Raw genomic sequence first — 329 nt, forward strand, 5'->3', positions numbered from 1 at the left:
CCTCGATCTCCGGAAACGCTCCGCATTGTCGAGGGTTGCTATAAAAGACAGCGCGACGACAGGCCCAACGCCCGGGACGGTCATGAGGCGGCGGGCAAGGCCGCTTTGGCGCGCGATGAGCCTGAGATCGGCGTCCATCGCTTCCGCGGCTGCGCACAGCGTCCTGTGGATCGGGATGAACATATCCGCCATCAGGCCGAGCGCAGGGTCGGTCTGGCCTGCCCCGGCGAGTTGGTCGCGGAAGCCTTGCCGCAGGTTTGCACGGCCTACTGAACCCATACAGACCCCGAAAACCTTCAGCACGCCGCGAACATGCGCTTCACGCTTCA

The 329-nt window shown here is 64.4% G+C and carries 1 protein-coding gene; it reads right to left on the minus strand.

Annotated features, from left to right (window positions below):
* A partial coding sequence (locus tag L1069_RS24355; protein ID WP_343328090.1) for a transposase occupies nt 1-279 on the minus strand: 279 nt, incomplete at its 3' end.
* Nucleotides 280-329 lie beyond the last annotated feature (50 nt).

Origin of the sequence: Leisingera sp. MMG026 (assembly GCF_021654205.1) — a bacterium.
GTDB lineage: Bacteria > Pseudomonadota > Alphaproteobacteria > Rhodobacterales > Rhodobacteraceae > Leisingera.